18 protein-coding genes are annotated in these 21,107 nt (G+C 71.3%); 9 read left to right on the forward strand and 9 right to left on the reverse strand.

The features are described 5' to 3' along the window. Positions 1-47 precede the first annotated feature (47 nt). Entirely contained in the window at positions 48-1,943 is a 1,896-nt protein-coding gene (locus MOJ79_RS06100; RefSeq protein WP_241923330.1) for a propionate--CoA ligase, read from the reverse strand. A gap of 113 nt (positions 1,944-2,056) precedes the next feature. Between MOJ79_RS06100 and MOJ79_RS06105 the strand changes: the two genes are divergently transcribed. Both MOJ79_RS06105 and MOJ79_RS06110 read left to right on the forward strand, forming a co-directional pair. Next, positions 2,057-2,395 carry a YkgJ family cysteine cluster protein gene (locus MOJ79_RS06105; RefSeq protein WP_241923331.1) on the forward strand — a complete coding sequence of 113 codons (339 nt, stop codon included), beginning with the start codon at positions 2,057-2,059 and terminating at the stop codon, positions 2,393-2,395. A 124-nt stretch (positions 2,396-2,519) separates the two neighbouring features. After that, a complete protein-coding gene (locus MOJ79_RS06110; RefSeq protein ID WP_241923332.1) occupies positions 2,520-2,843 on the forward strand; it encodes a hypothetical protein in 324 nt (107 codons plus the stop codon). Between the two features lie 43 nt (positions 2,844-2,886). Here MOJ79_RS06110 and MOJ79_RS06115 read toward each other — a convergent pair whose 3' ends face one another. The 7 genes from MOJ79_RS06115 to MOJ79_RS06145 form a co-directional block, all read right to left on the reverse strand. Beyond that, positions 2,887-3,063: a DUF2188 domain-containing protein gene (locus tag MOJ79_RS06115; RefSeq protein WP_241923333.1), complete on the reverse strand. Its 177-nt coding sequence runs from the start codon at positions 3,061-3,063 to the stop codon at positions 2,887-2,889. 11 nt (positions 3,064-3,074) lie between these two features. Further along, entirely contained in the window at positions 3,075-4,172 is a 1,098-nt protein-coding gene (gene amrS, locus MOJ79_RS06120) for an AmmeMemoRadiSam system radical SAM enzyme (RefSeq protein ID WP_241923334.1), read from the reverse strand. Continuing rightward, entirely contained in the window at positions 4,169-5,554 is a 1,386-nt protein-coding gene (gene amrB / locus MOJ79_RS06125) for an AmmeMemoRadiSam system protein B (protein WP_241923335.1), read from the reverse strand. The genes amrS and amrB overlap by 4 nt, the downstream gene beginning before the upstream one ends. 89 nt (positions 5,555-5,643) lie before the next feature. Further along, the gene (locus tag MOJ79_RS06130) at positions 5,644-6,387 is read right to left on the reverse strand and encodes an alpha/beta hydrolase (RefSeq protein WP_241923336.1); all 744 of its coding nucleotides are present in this window, start codon (positions 6,385-6,387) and stop codon (positions 5,644-5,646) included. Between the two features lie 22 nt (positions 6,388-6,409). Beyond that, positions 6,410-6,805: a RidA family protein gene (locus tag MOJ79_RS06135; protein WP_119352385.1), complete on the reverse strand. Its 396-nt coding sequence runs from the start codon at positions 6,803-6,805 to the stop codon at positions 6,410-6,412. Beyond that, entirely contained in the window at positions 6,802-7,215 is a 414-nt protein-coding gene (locus MOJ79_RS06140) for an acyl-CoA thioesterase (RefSeq protein ID WP_241923337.1), read from the reverse strand. Before MOJ79_RS06140 ends, MOJ79_RS06135 begins: the two co-directional genes overlap by 4 nt. After that, complete coding sequence (locus tag MOJ79_RS06145) at positions 7,215-8,834, reverse strand: AMP-binding protein (protein ID WP_241923338.1); 1,620 nt, start codon at positions 8,832-8,834, stop codon at positions 7,215-7,217. Before MOJ79_RS06145 ends, MOJ79_RS06140 begins: the two co-directional genes overlap by 1 nt. A gap of 72 nt (positions 8,835-8,906) precedes the next feature. Here MOJ79_RS06145 and kynB point away from each other — a divergent pair, with 72 nt between their 5' ends. The 3 genes from kynB to kynA are packed head-to-tail and all read left to right on the forward strand — an operon-like array spanning position 8,907 to position 11,694. After that, positions 8,907-9,536, forward strand: a complete 630-nt coding sequence (gene kynB, locus MOJ79_RS06150) for an arylformamidase (RefSeq protein ID WP_241923339.1) — start codon at positions 8,907-8,909, stop codon at positions 9,534-9,536. 9 nt (positions 9,537-9,545) lie between these two features. Beyond that, on the forward strand, positions 9,546-10,805 hold the full coding sequence (gene kynU, locus MOJ79_RS06155; RefSeq protein ID WP_241923340.1) for a kynureninase: 1,260 nt from the start codon (positions 9,546-9,548) through the stop codon (positions 10,803-10,805). Between the two features lies 1 nt (position 10,806). Next, a complete protein-coding gene (gene kynA / locus MOJ79_RS06160; protein ID WP_241923341.1) occupies positions 10,807-11,694 on the forward strand; it encodes a tryptophan 2,3-dioxygenase in 888 nt (295 codons plus the stop codon). Between the two features lie 34 nt (positions 11,695-11,728). Here kynA and selD read toward each other — a convergent pair whose 3' ends face one another. Beyond that, positions 11,729-12,799: a selenide, water dikinase SelD gene (gene selD, locus MOJ79_RS06165; protein ID WP_241923342.1), complete on the reverse strand. Its 1,071-nt coding sequence runs from the start codon at positions 12,797-12,799 to the stop codon at positions 11,729-11,731. Positions 12,800-13,191: 392 nt separating this feature from the next. On the opposite strand from selD, the gene MOJ79_RS06170 reads away from it, so the two are divergent. The 4 genes from MOJ79_RS06170 to MOJ79_RS06185 are packed head-to-tail and all read left to right on the forward strand — an operon-like array spanning position 13,192 to position 21,080. Next, positions 13,192-14,469 (forward strand): MFS transporter, encoded by a 1,278-nt coding sequence (locus MOJ79_RS06170; protein WP_241923343.1) that lies wholly within the window; start codon positions 13,192-13,194, stop codon positions 14,467-14,469. 38 nt (positions 14,470-14,507) lie between these two features. After that, complete coding sequence (locus tag MOJ79_RS06175; RefSeq protein WP_241923344.1) at positions 14,508-15,872, forward strand: MFS transporter; 1,365 nt, start codon at positions 14,508-14,510, stop codon at positions 15,870-15,872. A gap of 25 nt (positions 15,873-15,897) precedes the next feature. Further along, the gene (locus tag MOJ79_RS06180) at positions 15,898-17,274 is read left to right on the forward strand and encodes a NarK family nitrate/nitrite MFS transporter (protein WP_241923345.1); all 1,377 of its coding nucleotides are present in this window, start codon (positions 15,898-15,900) and stop codon (positions 17,272-17,274) included. 14 nt (positions 17,275-17,288) lie between these two features. After that, positions 17,289-21,080, forward strand: coding sequence for a nitrate reductase subunit alpha (locus MOJ79_RS06185; protein WP_241923346.1), 3,792 nt, complete (start codon positions 17,289-17,291; stop codon positions 21,078-21,080). Positions 21,081-21,107 lie beyond the last annotated feature (27 nt).

The raw sequence follows: 21,107 nt of genomic DNA on the forward strand, positions 1-21,107 counted from the left end.
ACGGCCTGTCAACGCCTGCCTCGGGGACCTCGGCGAAAACCCCAAGCTCACCGCTGCGCGACCAAGTCCTTCACCTGCTGCAGCGCGCTCGGATCCTCGATCGTCGTCAGGTCGCCGGGGTCGCGCCCCTCGCATACCGCCTGGATCGCGCGGCGCAGCAGCTTGCCCGAGCGCGTCTTCGGCAGCACGGTGACGAAGCGCACGCGCGCCGGGCGGGCGACGGCGCCGAGCTGCTCGTCGACGGTCTTCATGATCTCGCCCTCGAGCTTCAGCGCGTCGGCCGGCGTCGCGGCCTTCGATGGATCCTTCAGCACCGCGAACGCCATCGCGACCTGGCCCTTGAGCGGGTCGGCCACGCCGACCACCGCCACCTCGGCCACCGCCGGGTGGCTCGAGATGCTCTCCTCGATCTCGCGCGTGCCGAGCCGGTGGCCGGCGACGTTGATCACGTCGTCGGTGCGGCCGAGGATGAAGAAGTAGCCGTCCTCGTCGCGGATGCCCCAGTCGAACGTGCTGTAGACGAGCCGGCCCGGGATGCTCTTCCAGTACGTGTTGACGAAGCGCGCGTCGTCGCGCCAGACGGTCTGCATGCAGCCCGGCGGCAGCGGTCCCTCGATCGCGACGACGCCCTTCTGGTTCGCGCCGGTCAGCTCCTGCCCGGTGTTCTCGTCGATCAGCTTGACGTCGTAGCCGTACACCGGCTTGCCCGGCGAGCCGGGCTTGCTCGGCGCGGGCTCGACGCCGTTGCAGATCGTCAGGATCGGCCAGCCGGTCTCGGTCTGCCAGTAGTTGTCGACGATCGGCCGTCCGATCGCCTCGGCGATCCACTTCGCGGTCGGCTCGTCGAGCGGCTCGCCGGCGAGGAACAGCGCCTTCAGGCTCGACAGGTCGTACTTCTTCAGGTACGCCGGATCCTGCTTCTTCAGCACGCGCACCGCGGTGGGCGCGCTGAACATCGACGTGACCTTGTACTTCTCGACCAGGCTCCACCAGATGCCGGCGTCGGGGCGGATCGGCAGGCCCTCGTAGAGGATCGTCGCCATGCCGGCGATCAGCGGCCCGTAGACGATGTAGCTGTGGCCGACGACCCAGCCGATGTCGCTGGTGGAGAAGTAGGTCTCGCCCGGCGCGCCGAGGAAGATGTGCTTCATGCTCGCCGCCAGCGCCACCGCGTAGCCGCCGGTGTCGCGCTGCACGCCCTTGGGCTTGCCGGTGGTGCCGCTCGTGTACAGCGTGTAGCTCGGGTGCGTCGACTCGACCCAGGTGCACGGCACCTGCGCGGCCATGTGCTTGGCGCGCAGTGGCGCATGGTCGACGTCGCGCCCGGCCACGCGCTCCATCGGGCTCAGCCCACGGTCGACGAGCAGCACCTTGGACGGCTTGTGCTTCGCCAGGCGGATCGCCTCGTCGAGCAGCGGCTTGTAGGCCACGACCTTGCCGCCGCGGCTGCCGGCGTCGGCGCTGACGATCACGGTCGGCTCGGCGTCGTCGATGCGGCTGGCGAGGCTCACGCTCGCGAAACCGCCGAACACGACCGAGTGCAGCGCGCCGATGCGCGTGCACGCGAGCATCGCGAACACCGCCTCGGGGATCATCGGCATGTAGATCAGCACGCGGTCGCCGGCCTTCACGCCGAGCTCGAGCAGCATCGCGGCGGTGCGCTGCACCTCGGCGTGCAGCTCGGCGAAGCTGTAGACGACCTCCTTGTCGACTTCGGTCGAGACCCAGATCAGCGCGTTCTGCGCGCCGCGCGTGGCGACGTGGCGGTCGACCGCGTTGTGACACAGGTTGGTCTGGCCGCCGACGAACCACTTCGCGAACGGCGGGTTCGCGTAGTCGCAGACCTGCGTGAACGGGCGGTGCCAGTCGATCAGCTTCGCCTGCTCGGCCCAGAACGCGTCGCGGTCGGTGATCGAGCGGCGGTGGAAGTCGGCGTACGACATGCGGCGTCTCCTCGGGATCTTGGTGTGGACTTCGACGGCCGATTTTGAGGCCGGCGCTTGCGTCGGCCTGACGCCGCAGCCCGCTGCTGCGGCATCGGCGATGATCGGCGACGATGACCGCCGCCGACAACCCCTGCATCCGCTGCGGCGCCTGCTGCGCGAGCTTTCGCGTCGACTTCGCGCGCGCCGAGCTGCAAAGCGAAGGCGGCTGCGTGCCCGATGCGCTGGCCGTCGACCTCGGCGGCGCCGCCTGCCGCCTGCGCGGCACCGACCACGCGCCGCCGCGCTGCGCGGCGCTCGTGGGCCGCGTCGGCGAGCGCGTGCGCTGCGCAATCCACGAGTGGCGCCCGTCGCCGTGCCGCGAGTTCGGGCTGCGCGCGCCGCTGGGCCTCGGCGACGACGCCTGCGACCGCGCCCGCGCGCGCCACGGCCTGCCGCCGTTGCCGCACTGAGCCGCTCGCCCTTCGGCCACCGGCACGGCGCGCGCGCTCGAGCTCGCCGGCGGCCGTTGACCTCGGACAAGGACGCGTCCGCGACGCGCGTTAGCATCAGGACTCAGAAAGGATCGTGACCATCATGGCCTCGCCGCGCAAGACGAAAGCCCCCGAACCGGCCGCCGACGCGGTGCTTCCCGACGACCTGACGCCGCCCGACGCCGAAGGCCTCGTGCAGCACCCCGACGGCTGGTACTGGCTCGCGCCCGACGGCAAGAACCAGTTCGGCCCCTTCGAGACCGCCGAGGAGGCGCGCGCCGACATGCTCGCCGCTGCCGACGACGAGGGCATCGAGCCCGGCGAGACGCTGCAGGAAGCCGAGGAAGAGCTCGGCATCGCCGACTGGATCGACCCCGAGACCGGCGAACCCGCCGAAGAGACGCACACGCGCCTCGAAGATCACTGACGCGCCACCGAACGGGTGCCGACGCGCGGCGCGCGTCCTCGCGTCAGGCCAGCCCGCGCCGGCGGGCCCAGCGCCACGCCACCGCGATCGCGATGCGGATCGCCTGCCCCTCGTCGCGGCCGCGCTCGAGCAGCGCGTTGGCCACTTCGACCGCCTTCTCGCGCACCGGCCACGGCAGGTGCGCCATCGCCGCCGGCGGGCGCTCGACGGTCCACGGCATCGCGGCGTTTCTCAGGCCATCGCGACGCGCACCGGAATGCGGCGGCGTCCGAACGCGCCTTCGAAGCGGCCGTAGCGCCCGGGCAGCGCGGTCGCGCAGTGCACGCAGCGGCCGGCGTCGTCGAGGTCGTAGCGCAGGATGCGGTGCCAGTCGCGCTCGATCACCGGCTCGCCGCAGCTCGGGCACAGCGTGGTGCCGCCTTCGGCGTCATGCACGTTGCCGGTGTAGACGTAGCGCAGTCCGGCGTCGAGCGCGATGCGGCGCGCGCGCGTGAGGGTGGCCGCCGGCGTGCGCTGCACGTCGGTCATCTTGTAGTCGGGGTGGAACGCGGTGAAGTGCAGCGGCACGTCGCGGCCGAGGTGGTCGGCGATCCAGCGCGTCATCGCGGCGAGCTCGGCGTCGCTGTCGTTGTGGCCGGGGATCAGCAGCGTCGTGATCTCGAGCCAGCAGCCGGTCTCGTGCACGATGTGCTGCAGCGTGTCGAGCACCGGCGCCAGGTGCGCGCCGGTCTGGCGGAAGTAGAACTCGTCGGTGAAGCCCTTCAGGTCGACGTTGGCGGCGTCCATCTTGTCGAAGAACGCGCGCCGCGGCTGCGCGTGAATGTAGCCCGCCGTCACCGCCACCGTCTTGACGCCGAGCGCGTGGCACGCATCGGCCGTGTCCATCGCGTACTCGGCGAAGATCACCGGGTCGTTGTACGTGAAGGCCACGCTCGCGCAGCCGGACTGCCTGGCGACCTGCGCGATGCGCTCGGGGCTCGCTTGGTCCATCAGGCGGTCCATCTCGCGGCTCTTGCTGATGTCCCAGTTCTGGCAGAACTTGCACGCCAGGTTGCAGCCGGCGGTGCCGAAGCTGAACACGCTCGAGCCGGGCAGGAAGTGGTTGAGCGGCTTCTTTTCGATCGGGTCGATGCAGAAGCCCGAGCTGCGCCCGTACGTCGTCAGCACCATCGCGTCGCCTTCACGCGCGCGCACGAAGCACAGCCCGCGCTGGCCGTCGTGCAGCTTGCAGTCGCGCGGGCACAGGTCGCACTGGATGCGCCCGTCGTCGAGCCGGTGCCACCACTGCGCGGGGTGCGTCGTCTCGATCATGTCGTCTCGTGCATTCATGCGAACGTCGTCTCCCGCGTCTCCTTGAACTTGCGCACCTCGTAGCGGTGCAGCCGCAGGTCGGCGGCCCAGAAGTCGGGGGTGAGCCCCGCCTTGCGCTTGAGCGCGCGCAGGAAGTCCTGCGGCCGCTCGAGCTGTTCCCACACCTGCGGCAGGAAAGTCGCACGCCGGCCGCGCCACTCGAGGATCACGCCGTCGACGTACGGGCGCAGGCGCTGGTGCGCGTCGGCTTCATCACGCACCGCGAGCGGCTGCGCGGCGCCGATCAGCGAGACCTCGATCTCGAGCGACGCGACCTCGTGCACCGCCACCGGCGCGAAGCGCGGGTCGCGGAACGCCGCCGCCAGCGCGTTGGCACGCACGTCGTGCTCGAGCGGCCGGTACGGCTCGAGCGAGCCGATGCAGCCGCGCAACTCGCCGGCGCGGTGCAGCGTCACGAACGTGGCACCGGGCTGCGCGAGTGCGGCGTGGTGCGGCTCGGCCGCCGTGGGCAGGCCGAACGTGTCGGCAATCGCGTTGCGGGCGCGGCGCGTCAGCGCGACGCCGAGCGTGGCGTCGGTCGCGTCGCCCGCCGTGTCGGCGCGCGGCTCGAACGCGACCGCGGCGTAGCCGACGACGCGTGAGCGGTCGCCGGCGGTGTCGCCCGAGTTGCGCAGGTCGAGCAGCCGCGCCGCGAGTCCGTGGCGCTTCGCCACCCGCAGCGCGCCGGCCAGCGGCGTCGCACCGCAGGCCTCGTCGTGGTCGAGGTCGGCGTCGAGCGCGAGGATGCGCTGCACCGTCGCGCGGTCGACCGCCTGCGCACGCGCGTAGGGCAGGTAGTGCGACAGGTCCGAGCTGATCACGATCAGCGTCTCGTCCCCGCCCCACAGCCGCTCGAGCACCTGCGCGACCGCCTCGGGCGCGACGTGGCCCACCGCCAGCGGCACGAGCGTGAACTCGCCGAGCACGGTCTGCAGGAACGGCAGCTGGACTTCGAGCGCGTGCTCGGCCGCGTGCGCGGCGTCGTGCGCGACGACCTGCGGCAGGTCGGCCAGTGCGTCGATCGCGGCGCGGTCGAGGCGCACCGTGCCCAGCGGCGTCGCGAACGCGTCGACCGTGGGCGCCGCAATGCCGCGCACCGCGACGCGGTGCGTCGGCCCGAGCAGCACGACGCGGCGGATGCGACCGGCCGCGTTCGCGAGCGCCGCGTAGGCGTGCGCGGCCACCAGCCCCGAGTAGACGTAGCCGGCGTGCGGCACGAGCACGATCTTCGGTGCCGTCTTCGGCGCGGCCGCACGCGCGCCCACCTGCGCGAGGTACTGCGCCACCTGGGCGCGCAGCGTGCGCGGGTCGTCGGGGTAGAACAGGCCCGCCACGGCGGCGGGACGGATCGTCTGGGGCATCGGCGGCTCCTCCTGCCCTGCAAGATGGACGCCAGGCGCCCCCCGTCAAGGGGTGACGGCAAAAAGCGGACCCCGCGGCTTGTCCGAAGTCAAGCCAGCACGCGCCGCAGCCAGCGGTTCAGGTCCTCGACCTCCTCCTGGCAGACGGTGTGCGGGATCGGGTAGTCGTGCCACTCGACGTCGTGGCCGAGCGCGACGAGCGCGTCGCGCGCCGCCGCGCCGCGCGCGATCGGCACGACGGCGTCGTCGCTGCCGTGCGCGAGGAACACCGGCACCGCGGCGTTGGCCGCATGGCGCTCGGCGGCCGTCGTGGCCGCCAGCGGCAGGTAGCCCGACAGGCCCGCGAGCCCGGCCAGCGGCAGCGGGCAGCGCAGCCCGGCGAGCAGCGTCATCGCGCAGCCCTGCGAGAAGCCCGCGAGCACGATACGCCGCGGCTCGATGCCGCGCGCGACCTCGCGCTCGATCAGCGCCTGCACCAGCGCCTGCGAGGCGCGCAACCCGGCTTCGTCCTCGCGCGCGCTGCGCTGGCCCAAGTCGTCGGCGAGGATGTCGTACCACGCGCGCATCGGGAAGCCGCCGTTGACCGTCACCGCGCGCACCGGCGCGTGCGGCAGCACGAAGCGCACGGCGCCGACGCTGCCCAGGTCGAGCATCTGTGCCACGGGCACGAAGTCGGTGCCGTCGGCGCCGAGCCCGTGCAGCACGATGACGCTGGCGGTCGGGTCGTCGCCGCTGGCGAGTTCGAGGCCTTCGAGCGGCGCCGGCGGCGCGTCCGGGGCGTCGTCGAGACCGTCGGAGTCGCGGTCGGGGTCGCGCGGGTCGCTGGCGTTCATCCGCGGCATCGTACCCGCACGCTCACTCGGGCACGACGGCGGTGACCTCGATCTCAACCTTCGCGCGGTCCTCGATCAGCGCCGCGACGACGACGGCCGTCATCGCGATCGCGTAGTCGCCGATCACCTCGCGGAACACGGCACCCACTTCGCGGGCACGCGCGAGGTACTCGCGCTTGTCGGTGAGGTACCACGTCATGCGCGTGATGTGGCGCGGCTCGGCGCCGGCCTGCGCGAGCACGGCGACCACGTTGGCCAGCGCCTGCCGCACCTGGGCGACGAAGTCGTCGCTGGCGAAGCGCTGCTCGGCGTCCCAGCCGATCATGCCGGCGACGAACACCTGCCGGCCGCGTGCGGCCACACCGTTCGCGTAGCCCTTCGGCGTGGCCCAGCCGGGCGGTTGCAGGACGGTCTTCATGCGGTCTCCAGGTAGGGTTGCATCGCGGCACGCAGGTCGTCGGGGATCGGCTGCGGGCGGTGCGTGGCCAGCGACGTGCACACCAGCACCTGCCGCACGCGCAGCCGCAGCTCGCCGCCACCGTGGAACTCGTGGTGCAGGTGCAGCGAGCTGCGCCCGAGGTGGCGCACCGCGAGACACTGCGCGAGATGCTCGCCGTGGCGGCTGATCGCGGTGAAGTCGGCCTCGAGCCGCACCGTGGGCAGCCCGGTGCGTCGCGCGCCGATGACGTCGGCGTACGGTACGCCGAGCCCCTCGTCGAACCACTGCTCGACCAGCGTGTTGACCATCACGAGGTACTGCGGGAAGAACACGATGCCCGCCGGGTCGCAGTCGGCGAAGCGCACCGTGCGCGTGGCCTCGAAGCGCATCAGCCGCCGTCGCGCAGCTTGAAGCGCTGCAGCTTGCCCGTCTCGGTGCGCGGCAGGCTCGCTCGGAACTCGACCGCGCGCGGGTACTTGTACGGCGCGATCGTGCGCTTGACGAAGTCCTGCAGCTCGGCGGCCATCGCGGGGCCGGGCTCGTGGCCCGGCTTGAGCACGACGAAGGCCTTGACGATCTGCCCGCGCTCGGCGTCGGGCACGCCGATCACGCCGCATTCGGCGACCGCCGGGTGCAGCAGCAGCGCGCCCTCGACCTCGGGGCCGGCGATGTTGTAGCCGCCGCTGATGATCATGTCGTCGGTGCGCGCCTGGTAGACGAACTGGCCGTCGTCGTCGATCAGGTACGCGTCGCCGGTGACGTTCCAGCCGTGCTGCACGTAGACCTTCTGCCGCTCGTCGGCCAGGTACCGGCAGCCGGTGGGGCCCTTGACCGCGAGCCGGCCGACCTGCCCCTTCGGCAGCGGCCGGCCCTCGTCGTCGAGCACGCAGGCCTGGTAGCCGGGCACCGGCACCCCGGTGGCACCGGGCTTGGCGTGCGCCTCGTCGGCCGAGATGAAGATGTGCAGCATCTCGGTCGAGCCGATGCCGTCGATCATCTCGATGCCGGTCGCCTCCTTCCACAGCTGCCGCGTCGCCGCCGGCAGCGCCTCGCCGGCCGAGACGCACTTGCGCAGGCTCGACAGGTCGTGCTCTTTCGCGTGCGCGGCCATCGCGCGGTACGCGGTCGGCGACGTGAAGACGATGCTCGCGCGGTACTGCGCAATCGCCGGCAGCAGCGCCTCGGGCGTGGCCTTCTCGAGCAGCACCGTGCTCGCGCCGACGGCGAGCGGGAACAGCAGCAGCCCGCCGAGCCCGAACGTGAACGCCAGCGGCGGGCTGCCGATGAAGACGTCGTCCGCGCGGGGCCGCAGCACGTGCGGCGGCCAGCAGGCGCAGGCGGCCATCACGTCGCGGTGGAAGTGCATCGTGCCCTTCGGCACGCCGGTGGTGCCCGACGTGAACGCGATCAGCACCGTGTCGTCGGCCGCGGTGGGCACGTCGGCGAACGTCGGCGGCTTGCCGGCCATGCGCGCCTCGAGCTCGTCGGGCGCGTCGTGCGGGCCGTAGTGCAGCACGTGCTTGAGCGTCGGGCACTGCGCCTGCGTTGCAGCGAGCTCGTCGGCCAGGCGCCGGTCGCACAGCGCGTGGCTGACCTGCGCCTTGTCGACGATCGTCGTCAGCTCGCGCGCGCGCAGCAGCGGCATCGTGCCGACCGCGATGCCGCCGGCCTTGACGACGCCGAGCCAGCACGCGGCGAGCATCGGCGAGTTGGCGCCGCGCAGCAGCACGCGGTTGCCGGGCACGAGCTTCATGTCCTCGACGAGCACGCGCGCGACGCGGTTGGCCTGCGCGAGCAGCTCGGCATACGTCCAGCGCAGCCCGCCGGCACCGAGGATCGCGGTGCGCGCGCCCTCGCCGCGCTGCACCCAGCGGTCGAGCAGCTCGGTCGCGCAGTTGAGCTGCGGCGGGAACTGCAGCTCGGGCCGGTCGAACACGAACTCGGGCCACTGGTCGCGTGGCGGCAGATGGTCGCGGGCGAAGGTGTCGACGTGGGCGCTGCGGGTCATGGCGGCATCCGGCTGACGGTGGGGCGACGGCATTTACTTTACCTCTAAACTTTTTAGTCGCAAAATACTTCGATGCGCACGCGACGCCTGTGGGACCTCTCGCCGCCGGTGCACGCCGGCTCGCCGGTGTTCCCGGGCGACGCGCCGTACCGCCAGCAGTGGGCGATGACGCTCGGCCCCGGCTGCCCCGTCAACGTCGCGACGATCACGCTGTCGCCACACACCGGCGCGCACGCCGATGCCCCGCTGCACTACGACACGGCCGGCGCCGCCGCCGGCGCGCTCGACCTCGCGCCGTACCTCGGCCACTGCCGCGTGATCCACGCCGTCGGCGTGCGCCTGGTCGAATGGCGGCACCTCGAGCACGCACTCGCCGACCTGCCGCCGCGCGTGCTCGTGCGCACCTACGCGCGCGCGCCGGTGGACCGCTGGGACCCCGCGCTCCCCGCGTACGCGCCCGAGACGGTCGAGCGTCTCGCCGACGCCGGCGTGCAACTGATCGGCATCGACAGTGCGAGCATCGACCCGGCCGACAGCAAGACGCTCGCGAGCCACCAGGTGATCCGCCGCCGCAACCTGCGCGTGCTCGAGAACCTCGTGCTCGACGACGTGCCCGAAGGCGACTACGAACTGATCGCGCTGCCGCTCAAGCTCGTCGAGGCCGACGCCTCGCCGGTGCGTGCGGTGCTGCGCGAGCTCTAGGAAGGCCCGATGACGACCCGTGACCACTGCCTCGCGCTCGACGCGGCCGACGCGCTGGCGCCGCTGCGCGAACAGTTCGCATTGCCCGCCGGCACGATCTACCTCGACGGCAACTCGCTCGGCGTGCTGCCGAAGGTCACGCCGGCGCGCCTGCAGCAGGTCGTCGCCGACGAATGGGGCCGCGACCTGATCACGAGCTGGAACAAGGCGGGCTGGATCACGCTGCCGCAGCGCGTCGGCGACAAGATCGCGCGGCTCGTCGGCGCGGGGCCGGGCGAGCTCGTCGTCACCGACTCGACGTCGGCCAACCTGTTCAAGGTGCTGAGCGCCGCGCTCGCGATCCAGCACGCCGAAGCGCCGCGACGCACGCGCATCGTCAGCGAGCGGGGCAACTTCCCGACCGACCTCTACATCGCCGAGTCGCTCGCGCGCCAGCATGGCGCCGAGCTCGTGCTCGTCGACGATGCGCACGCCCTGGCGGCCTGCCTCGACGAGCGCTGCGCGGTGCTGATGCTCACGCAGGTCGACTACCGAAGCGGCCGCCTGCACGACATGGCCGCGCTGACGCGCGCCGCGCACGACGCCGGCGCGCTCACCGTGTGGGACCTCGCGCACTCGGCCGGCGCGCTGCCGGTGGACCTACAAGGCGCCGACGCCGACTTCGCCGTCGGCTGCGGCTACAAGTACCTCAACGGCGGCCCCGGCGCGCCGGCCTTCGTGTGGGTGCACCCGCGCCACGTCGAGCGTTTCTGGCAGCCGCTGGCGGGCTGGATCGGCCACGCGGCGCCGTTCGACTTCACGCCCGGCTACCGGCCGGCGCCGGGCATCGCGCGCTACCTCGTCGGCACGCCGCCGATCCTGTCGCTGGCCGCGCTCGAGTGCGGCGTCGACACCGTGCTCGCTGCCGAGCCGTTCGGCGGCATGGCGGCGCTGCGCGCGAAGTCGCTCGCGCTGACGCGGCTGTTCATCGAACTCGTCGAGGCGCGCTGCGCCGGCCACGGGCTCGAGCTCGTGACGCCGCGCGACGAGGCGCTGCGCGGCAGCCAGGTCAGCTGGCGGCGCGCCGAGGGCGGCTACGCGATCGTGCAGGCGCTGATCGCGCGCGGCGTCGTCGGCGACTTCCGTGTGCCGGACGTGATGCGCTTCGGCTTCACGCCGCTGTACACGCGCTTCGTCGACGTCTGGGACGCCGTCGAGCAGCTGCGCCAAGTGCTGGAGTCCGGCCAGTGGCGCCGCCCCGAGTTCAACCAGCGCAGCACGGTGACGTGACATGAGTGGATGCCCCTTTGGCCACGGCGGCGACGACGCACCGCCCTCCCCGGCCGCCGCGACGGACGCGATCGAGCACCACGGCGCCAAGCTCGACTTCAGCGCCGACATGAGCTATGGCGACTACCTGCACCTCGACCAGGTACTGAACGCCCAGCACCCGCTGAGCCCGGGCCACGACGAGATGCTGTTCATCGTGCAGCACCAGACCAGCGAGCTGTGGATGAAGCTGATGCTGCACGAGCTCGGCGCGGCGATCCGCGCGATCGCCGCCGACGAGCTGCCGCCGGCGTTCAAGATGCTCGCGCGCGTGAGCCGCATCATGGAGCAGCTCGTCCACGCGTGGGACGTGCTCGCGACGATGACGCCGCCCGAGTACAGCGCGATCCGCGCCTACCTCGCGAACTCGAGCGGCTTCCAGAGCTGGCAGTACCGCTGCATCGAGTTCCGCCTCGGCAACAAGAACGCCGCGATGCTCAGGCCCCACGCGCACCGCCCCGACCTGCTCGCGCACGTCGAGGCCGCGTACCGCGCACCGAGCCTGTACGACGAGAGCCTGCGCCTGCTCGCGCGCCGCGGCCTGCCGGTGCCGGCGAGCCACGTCGAGCGCGACTGGACGCAGCCCTACGTCGCCAGCGACGAGGTCGAAGCGGCGTGGCTGCAGGTCTACCGCGACCCGCAGCACCACTGGGACCTGTACCAGCTCGGCGAGGAGCTCACCGACCTCGAGGACGCGTTTCGCCTCTGGCGCTTCCGCCACATGACGACCGTCGAGCGCGTGATCGGCTTCAAGCGCGGCACCGGCGGCACGAGCGGCGTGGCCTACCTGCGCCGGATGCTCGACACGGTGCTGTTCCCCGAGATCTGGAAACTGCGCACCGACCTGTGACGGCGGCCGGCGCCGCGCGGACGCGGCGGCGCGCTCAGCCCACGATCAGCCGCGCCGTCGCCGGCGTCGCCGTCTCGACGCGGCCGATGGGCGCCGCCGCGTCGAAGCCGTGGCGGCGGAACACCGCGAGCACCCCGTCGACGGCACCCGGCGCGCACGACACGAGCAGCCCGCCGCTGGTCTGCGGATCGGTCAGCAGCGCGCGGTCGGGCGCGGCGAAGTCGGCGGCCAGCGCGACGTCGTGGCCGTAGCCGGCCCAGTTGCGCGCCGACGCGCCCGTCACGAAACCCTGCGCCGCCAGCTCGCGCACGCCGGGCAGCAGCGGCACCGCGGCCCAGTCGATGTGCAGCGTGCAGCCCGCGCCGCGCGCGATCTCGAGGGCGTGGCCTGCGAGCCCGAAACCGGTGACGTCGGTCATCGCGTGCACGCCGTCGAGCGCGGCGAGTTCCGGCCCCGGCGTGTTCAGCCGCGTCGTCGTCGCGATCATCTGCGCATAGCCGGCGTCGCCGAGCGCATCCTTCTTCAGCGCCGCGCTCATCACGCCGACGCCCAGCGGCTTGCCGAGCACGAGCACGTCGCCGGGCTTCGCGTCGGCGTTGCGCTTGACGCGCTTCGGGTGCACGAGACCGAGCGCGACCAGACCGTAGATCGCCTCGACCGAGTCGATCGTGTGCCCCCCCGCGATCGGGATGCCCGCCTCGCGCGCGACGCTGGCCCCGCCTTCGAGGATGCGCGCGATCGTCGCCGTGCTCAGCACGCTGATCGGCATGCCCACCAGCGCCAGCGCCATGATCGGCCGCCCGCCCATCGCGTAGACGTCGCTGATCGCGTTGGTGGCGGCGATGCGGCCGAAGTCGTACGGGTCGTCGACGATCGGCATGAAGAAGTCGGTGGTGGCCACGAGCGCCTGCTCGTCGTTGAGCCGGTAGACGGCGGCGTCGTCGGCCGTCTCGATGCCCACCAGCAATTCCTTCGGCACCGGCGTGGCCGCGGTGCCCTGGAGGATGTCGGCGAGCACGCCGGGGGCGATCTTGCAGCCGCAGCCGCCGCCGTGCGACAGCGACGTCAGGCGGGGCTCGGCGGTGCGTGCGGGGGCATTGTTCATTGCGGCGGGGCTCCGTTCGGCAGGCGGCGTCGGATGCGGCGTCGCGGGGTCGCGCCGTGCGCGGCGCATGCACCCGGCGGCGCGACACGCGTACCGCCTCGCTGACGCGGCCGCGAGGATAGCGGCAGCCCCGCACACCTGCACGCCGGTGCGCGCAGCCCACGGCGGCGCCGTCCGCGGACAGGCACGCGGCAACTGCATCGCACGGGCCGCCGCCGCCGCGGTTGACGCAGCGCAAACCCGCTGCGATCCGGCGACGCCCTCGTTCTTCCGGACGATGCGCCCGCGCGGTGCCATCGTTCCGTTGCCGCGGCCCGGTTGACCGACGGCAGGATGGGCAACGCCACGCCCGCGGGCCACAGTGAGGACCGTCCACGAACGGAGCGAACCCCATGGCCGCCCAAGCCACCCCGATCCCCCGCCAGGCCTGGTCGGTGCTGATCGTCAGCACCTGGGCCTTCACCGTGTGCTTCATGGTGTGGATGATGTTCGGCGTCATCGGCATCCCGATCAAGCAGCAGCTCGGCCTGAACGCGACCGAGTTCGGCCTGCTGACCGCCACGCCGGTGCTCACCGGCTCGCTCGTGCGCGTGCCGCTGGGCATCTGGACCGACAAGTACGGCGGGCGCATCGTGATGGCGGTGCTGATGGCGGTCACGGTGCCGGCGATCTGGCTGATGGCCTATGCCACCGAGTTCTGGCACTTCCTCGTCATCGGCCTGTTCGTCGGGCTGGCGGGCGGCTCGTTCTCGGTCGGCACGCCGTACGTCGCGCGCTGGTTCCCGCCGAACCGCCGCGGCATGGCGATGGGCGTGTACGGCGCCGGCAACTCGGGCGCGGCGGTCAACAAGTTCGTCGCCCCGGCGCTCGTCGTCGCCTTCGGCTGGACGATGGTGCCGCAGGTCTACGCCGCGATCATGGCCGGCACGGTCGTCCTGTTCTGGCTCTTCAGCGCCAGCGACCCGGACCACCTCGTGCCTTCGAGCACCCGCTTCGTCGACCAGCTGAAGATGCTGAAGGACCCGAAGGTGCTCAAGTACTGCCAGTACTACAGCATCGTCTTCGGCGGCTACGTCGCGCTGGCGCTGTGGATGGTGCAGTACTACGTCGGCGAGTACGGGCTGGACATCCGCGTCGCCGCGCTGCTGGCGGCGGCGTTCTCGCTGCCCGGCGGCGTGCTGCGCGCGATCGGCGGGGTGCTCTCGGACCGGTACGGCGCGCACCGCGTGACGTGGTGGGTGCTGTGGGTCAGCTGGATCTGCCTGTTCCTGCTCAGCTACCCGCAGACGCAGTTCACGATCCTCACCGTCGACGGCCCGAAGACGTTCCACATCGGCCTGAACGTCTACCTGTTCACGCTGCTGATGTTCGTGCTCGGCATCGCGTGGGCCTTCGGCAAGGCGAGCGTCTTCAAGTACATCGGCGACGACTACCCGCACAACATCGGCACCGTCAGCGGCATCGTCGGTCTGGCCGGGGGGCTCGGCGGCTTCGTGCTGCCGATCATGTTCGGCGCGCTGATGGACCTCACCGGCATCCGCTCGAGCGCCTTCATGCTGATGTACGGCGTGGTCTGGGTCTCGCTGATCTGGATGTACTGGACCGAGGTGCGCAGGACCGAGGTCATGGGCGACAAGGCGCCGCCGTCGCCGCTCGCGGCCCTGCGCTGAGAGCCCACCGGCGAGCCCGCAACGAACGAGGAATGCACATGTCCGCAAGCAACACGACACCGGCGCCGCGCGCGTCCGGCACCTGGCTGCAGCGCTGGGAGCCCGAGAACGAGCAGTTCTGGAACAGCGGCGGCTCGGCGCTCGCGTGGCGCACGCTGACGATCACGACGCTGAACCTGACGATGGCCTTCATGGCGTGGTTCCTCGTCTCGGCGCTCGTCGTGCGGCTGCCGCAGATCGGCTTCAAGTTCACGCCGACCGAGCTGTTCTGGCTCGCCGCGATGCCGGGGCTGGCCGGCGGCACGCTGCGCCTCGTGCACATGTTCCTGACGCCGATGTTCGGCACGCGGCACGTCGTCAGCCTGTCGACGCTGTCGCTGCTGGTGCCGCTGGTGGGCTGGTTCTACGCGGTGCAGAACCCCGCGACGCCGTACTGGGTGCTGCTCGTGCTGGCCTTCCTCGCCGGGCTGGGCGGCGGCAACTTCTCGTCGTTCATGCCGTCGACGAGCCTGTTCTTCCCGAAGCGGCTGCAGGGCACGGCGCTGGCGATCCAGGCCGGCGTCGGCAATTTCGGCGTCTCGATCGTGCAGTTCGTGACGCCGTGGGTGATCGGCTTCTCGCTGCTCGGCGGCGCGGCCTTCATGGGCGAGAGCCAGACGATGACCAAGGCCGGCGTGCAGAGCCAGGTGTGGCTGCAGAACGCGCCGGCGGTGATGATCCCCTTCGTCGTCGTGTTCGGCATCAGCGCGTGGCTGATGCTGAAGTCGGTGCCGATCAAGGCCAACTTCGCGCAGCAGTTCGACATCTTCCGCTCGCGCCACACGTGGTCGATGACGTCGCTGTACATCATGACCTTCGGCGCGTTCTCGGGCCTGTCGGCGACGTTCCCGCTGCTGATCCGCCAGATCTACGGCGGCTTCGAGGGTGCGCCCGACCCGCTGGCCTGGGCCTTCTACGGGCCGCTGGTGGGCTCGGCGTCACGCGTGATCGCCGGGCCGCTGTCAGACAAGCTCGGCGGTGCGCGCGTCACGCACTGGGCGGCGCTGGGCATGCTCGGCGCGACGCTGTGGGTCACGACGCTGACGTCGCCGACCGGACTCGACAGCTTCCCGCTGTTCGTCGCCGGGATGCTGACGCTGTTCTTCTTCGCCGGCATCGGCAACGCGTCGACGTTCAAGCAGATGCCGATGCTGTTCGAGCCGCGGCAGGCCGGCGGCGTGATCGGCTTCACCGGCGCGATCGCGGCCTACGGCCCGTTCATCTTCGGGATGCTGTTCGCGTGGTCGTTCGCGACCTTCAAGTCGGCCACACCGATCTTCTACGGGCTCGCGGCGTTCTTCGCCTTCAACGCCGCGCTGAACTGGTGGATGTACGCACGCCGCGGCGCGGCCAACCCCTGCTGAGGCCCCCGCCCGCACACCGACGGCCATGGCTGCGACGCACGTCATCGCGCACTGGGACCCGGAAGACGCCGGGTTCTGGGCGGCGCGCGGCCAGCGCATCGCCGCGCGCAACCTGTGGCTGTCGGTCGTGACGCTGACGCTGTCGTTCGCGGTGTGGATGCTGTGGTCGGCGCTCGTCGTGTACCTGGGCGCGGCGGGATTCCGCTACTCGACGAACCAGCTGTTCTGGCTCGCGGCGCTGCCCGCGCTCAGCGGCGCGACGCTGCGCATCGTCTACAGCTTCGCGGTGCCGGTGTTCGGCGGGCGGCGCTGGGCGGCCTGGTCGACCGCGAGCCTGCTGCTGCCGGCGCTCGGCGTGGGCCTCGCGGTGCGCAACCCCGACACGCCGTACGAAGTGATGCTCGGCCTGGCGCTGCTGTGCGGGCTGGGCGGCGGCAACTTCGCGAGCACGATGGCGCACGTCAGCTTCCTCTACCCACGCTCTCGCAAGGGCTACGCGCTCGGCATCGCCGCGGGGCTCGGGCACCTCGGTGTGCCGCTCGTGCAGTTCGTCGTGCCGGTCGTCGTCACGACGGGCGCGTTCGGCGCGCTCGGCGGGGCGCCGCAGACGACGCCGCAGGGGCAGACGCTGTGGCTGCAGAACGCCGGCTTCGTCTGGGTGCCGCTGATCGCGGCCAGCGCACTGGCCGCGTGGTGGGGCATGAACGACCTGACCGACGTGCGCGCGCGCTTCGCCGAGCAGGTCGTGATCTTCCGGCGGCGCCACAACTGGCTGATGAGCTGGCTGTACCTCGGCACGTTCGGCAGCTTCATCGGCTACGCGGCCGGTTTCCCGCTGCTGGCGCACAGCCAGTTCCCCGACGCGACCGTGACGCACGCGGCATGGCTCGGGCCGCTGCTCGGTGCGCTCGCGCGTCCGCTGGGCGGTGCGCTCGCCGACCGCCTCGGCGGCGGGCGCGTCACGCTGTGGAGCTTCGTCGCGATGGCCTCCGGTGTGGTCGCGGTGCTGCTGTGCCTGCCCGGCGACGCACGGGCCGGTTCGTTCGCCGGCTTCGTCGCCAGCTTCCTCGTGCTGTTCGTGGCCTCGGGCATCGGCAACGGCAGCACGTTCCGCATGATTCCGCTGATCTTCCTCGCCGAGCGCCAGCGCGCGGCCGCCACGACGCCGGCCGCGCAGGCGCAGGCACAGCGCGAGGGCAGCCGCGAGGGTGCCGCGGTGCTCGGCTTCGCGAGTGCGATCGCCGCCTACGGCGGCTTCTTCATCCCGAAGAGCTACGGCTCGTCGATCGCGCTGACCGGCGGGCCCGAGGTGGCGCTCGTCGCCTTCGTCGTCTTCTACCTGACCTGCATCGCGATCACGTGGTGGTTCTACGCCCGCCCGCTCGCGCCCCTGCCCTGCTGAAAGGACCTGCGACCATGAGTCACTTCCTCGACCGCCTGCTGCACTTCTCGCTGCCCAAGGAGGCGTTCGCCAACGGGCACGGCGTCGTCACCGGCGAAGACCGCACCTGGGAAGACGCCTACCGCAACCGCTGGGCGCACGACAAGATCGTGCGCAGCACGCACGGCGTCAACTGCACCGGCAGCTGCAGCTGGAAGATCTACGTCAAGGGCGGCATCGTCGCGTGGGAGACGCAGCAGACCGACTATCCGCGCACGCGCGCCGACCTGCCCAATCACGAGCCGCGCGGCTGCGCGCGCGGCGCGAGCTACAGCTGGTACCTCTACAGCGCCAACCGGCTGAAGTACCCGATGGTGCGCGGGCGGCTGCTCGAGCGCTGGCGCGCGGCGCTGAAGGCGCACCGCGACCCGGTCGACGCGTGGGCCAGCATCGTCGAGGACCCCGCCGCGCGCCGCGACTACCAGCAGGTGCGCGGCATGGGCGGCTTCGTCCGCTCGTCCTGGGACGAGGTCAACCAGCTGATCGCGGCGGCCAACGTCTACACGATCAAGACCCACGGCCCCGACCGCGTGATCGGCTTCTCGCCCATCCCGGCGATGAGCATGGTCAGCTACGCGGCGGGCTCGCGCTATCTGTCGCTGATCGGCGGCGTGTGCATGAGCTTCTACGACTGGTACTGCGACCTGCCGCCGGCGAGCCCGCAGATCTGGGGCGAGCAGACCGACGTGCCCGAGAGCGCCGACTGGTACAACTCGACGTACCTGATCGCGTGGGGCTCGAACGTGCCGCAGACGCGCACGCCCGACGCGCACTTCTTCACCGAGGTGCGCTACAAGGGCGCGAAGACGGTCGCGGTGACGCCCGACTACTCCGAGGTCGCCAAGCTGGCCGACCTGTGGCTGCACCCCAAGCAGGGCACCGACGCGGCGCTCGCGATGGCGATGGGCCACGTCGCGCTCAAGGAGTTCTACTTCGACAAGCGGTCGGCGTACTTCGACGACTACGCGCGCCGCTACACCGACCTGCCGATGCTCGTGCTGCTCGACGAGCGCACGCTGCCCGACGGCTCGACGGTGCTCACGCCCGGGCGCTACCTGCGCGCGAGCGACTTCAACGGCAAGCTCGGCCAGACGAACAACCCCGAGTGGAAGACCGTCGCGTTCGACACCACCGGCCGCGCCGTGCTGCCCAACGGCTCGATCGGCTTCCGCTGGGGCCCCGAGGGCCGCGCCGACGCCGGCAAGTGGAACCTCGAGGCCAAGGAGGCGCGGCACGGCGCCGACGTCAAGCTCAAGCTGTCGGTGCTCGAGGACGGCGCACAGGCGCACGAAGTCGTCGACGTGACGCTGCCGTACTTCGCCGGCGCCGACGTGCCGCACTTCCCGAGCAGCAAGCGGGACGGCAACCTGCACCGCGTGCGCGTGCCCGCCGTGCGGCTGCGGCTGGGCAAGGCCAGTGAAGAACGCCAGGCGCTGGTGGCCACCGTGTTCGACCTGCAGGCTGCGCAGTACGGCATCGACCGCGGCCTGGGCAGCGGCGCGAAGGACTACGACGACGACTACCCCTACACGCCAGCGTGGCAGGAGAGGATCACCGGCGTGCCGCGAGACCAGGTCGTCACCGTCGCGCGCCAGTTCGCCGACAACGCCGACCGGACGCACGGCAAGTCGATGATCATCATCGGCGCGGCGATGAACCACTGGTACCACGCCGACATGAACTACCGCGGCGTGATCAACCTGCTGATGCTGTGCGGCTGCGTCGGCCAGAGCGGCGGCGGCTGGGCGCACTACGTCGGCCAGGAAAAGCTGCGCCCGCAGACCGGCTGGCTGCCGCTGGCGTTCGCGCTCGACTGGATCCGCCCGCCGCGGCAGCAGAACAGCACGAGCTTCTTCTACGCGCACACCGACCAGTGGCGCTACGAGAAGCTCGGCGTCGACGAGATCCTGTCGCCGCTCGCGGACCGCTCGAAGTTCGGCGGCAGCCTGATCGACTACAACGTGCGCGCCGAGCGCATGGGCTGGCTGCCTTCAGCGCCGCAGCTCAAGACCAACCCGCTGCAGGTCGTGCGCGACGCGCAGGCCGCCGGCCTCGACCCGAAGGACTACGTCGTCAAGGCGCTGAAGGACGGCACGCTGCAGATGAGCTGCGAGGACCCCGACGCGCCGCAGAACTGGCCGCGCAACCTGTTCGTCTGGCGCTCGAACCTGCTCGGCTCGAGCGGCAAGGGCCACGAGTACTTCTGCCGCCACCTGCTCGGCACCGAGAGCGGCATCCAGGGCAAGGACCTGGGCGCCGACGGCGCCAAGCCGACCGAGGTCGCGTGGCACGACCGCGCGCCCGAAGGCAAGCTCGACCTGCTCGTCACGCTCGACTTCCGCATGAGCACGACGTGCCTGTACAGCGACGTCGTGCTGCCCACCGCGAGCTGGTACGAGAAGAACGACCTCAACACCAGCGACATGCACCCGTTCATCCACCCGCTGTCGGCCGCCGTCGACCCGGTGTGGCAAAGCCGCAGCGACTGGGAGATCTACAAGGGCTTCGCGAAGGCGTTCAGCGAGGTCTGCGTCGGACACCTCGGCGTCGAGAAGGACGTGGTGCTCACGCCGCTGATGCACGACACGCCCGCCGAGCTCGCGCAGCCGCTCGACGTCAAGGAGTGGAAGAAGGGCGAGTGCGAGCTGATCCCGGGCAAGACGGCGCCGCAGATCACCGTCGTCGAGCGCGACTACCCGGGCGTGTTCAAGCGCTTCACGTCGCTCGGGCCGCTGATGGAGAAGGTCGGCAACGGCGGCAAGGGCATCGCGTGGAACACCGCCACCGAAGTCGCACAGCTGCGCGAGCTCAACGGCACCGACGCCGAGGGCCGCGCGCGCATCGTCAGCGACATCGACGCCTGCGAGGTCGTGTTGCAGCTCGCGCCCGAGACCAACGGCCACGTCGCGGTCAAGGCCTGGGAGGCGCTGTCCAAGGCCACCGGCCGCGAGCACGCACACCTGGCGCTGCACCGCGAGGACGAGAAGATTCGCTATCGCGACATCCAGGCGCAGCCGCGCAAGATCATCAGTTCGCCGACGTGGAGCGGGCTGGAGAGCGAGAAGGTCTCGTACAACGCCGGCTACACCAACGTCCACGAGCTGATCCCCTGGCGCACCCTCAGCGGCCGCCAGCAGTTCTATCAGGACCACCCGTGGATGCGCGCGTTCGGCGAGGCGATGTCGAGCTACCGCCCGCCGGTGGACCTGAAGACGACGTCGGGCATCCACGGCGTCAAGCCCAACGGCAACCCCGAGATCCTGCTGAACTTCATCACGCCGCACCAGAAGTGGGGCATCCACAGCACGTACTCGGACAACCTGATCATGCTCACGCTCAACCGCGGCGGGCCGGTGATCTGGCTGTCGGAGGTCGACGCGAAGAAGGCCGGCATCGAGGACAACGACTGGGTCGAGCTGTTCAACATCAACGGCGCGATCGCCGCACGCGCGGTGGTCAGCCAGCGCGTCAACCCCGGCATGACGCTGATGTACCACGCGCAGGAAAAGATCATCAACACGCCGGGCTCGGAGATCACCGGCGTGCGCGGCGGCATCCACAACAGCGTCACGCGCATCGTCACGAAGCCGACGCACATGATCGGCGGCTACGCGCAGCTCGCCTACGGCTTCAACTACTACGGGACGATCGGCACCAACCGTGACGAGTTCGTCGTCGTGCGCAAGATGGCCAAGGTCGACTGGCTCGACACGCCGCGCGACGATCACCTCGCGAAGGCGTACCAGAGCCAGGGCGAGAACCCCTGAACCGCCACCGGCCGCGAACAAGGAGCA

This window comes from Calidifontimicrobium sp. SYSU G02091, from assembly GCF_022631395.1.
Lineage (GTDB): Bacteria > Pseudomonadota > Gammaproteobacteria > Burkholderiales > Burkholderiaceae_C > Calidifontimicrobium > Calidifontimicrobium sediminis.